The organism is Microbacterium sp. K35, from assembly GCF_004794375.1.
Lineage (GTDB): Bacteria > Actinomycetota > Actinomycetes > Actinomycetales > Microbacteriaceae > Microbacterium > Microbacterium sufflavum.
Genome location: NZ_SSDM01000366.1, coordinates 1 through 262, shown reverse-complemented (window position 1 = coordinate 262; position 262 = coordinate 1). Strand labels below are relative to the sequence as shown.

At 77.5% G+C, this 262-nt stretch carries 1 protein-coding gene; it reads right to left on the bottom strand.

Features of this window, described 5'->3' with window-relative positions:
* A partial coding sequence (locus DW299_RS15315) for a hypothetical protein (RefSeq protein WP_205814417.1) occupies positions 1-262 on the bottom strand: 262 nt, incomplete at both ends.

Here is a 262-nt window from a genome sequence, read left to right as displayed (position 1 = left end):
GGCGGCGAGCAGACGGTCGAGCCGAGCCTGCGCCGCCGTGGCCGCGCCCCCATCCGTGTGAGCGAGCGCCTCGACCTTCGCCCGCAGCTCCACGATCTCGAACACGTCGGCCGTGCGTCGCGCTCCGTCCGCCGCGTGTGCGAGCTCGGCGGCGACCTCGTGCAGCGCCTGGGCCGCGGCGCGCAGCGCGGGGAGCGGCACCCCCTCGAAGGCCTCGGGATCGGACGACACCGCGACTCGGGCCTGCTCGACCGCCGTCGCC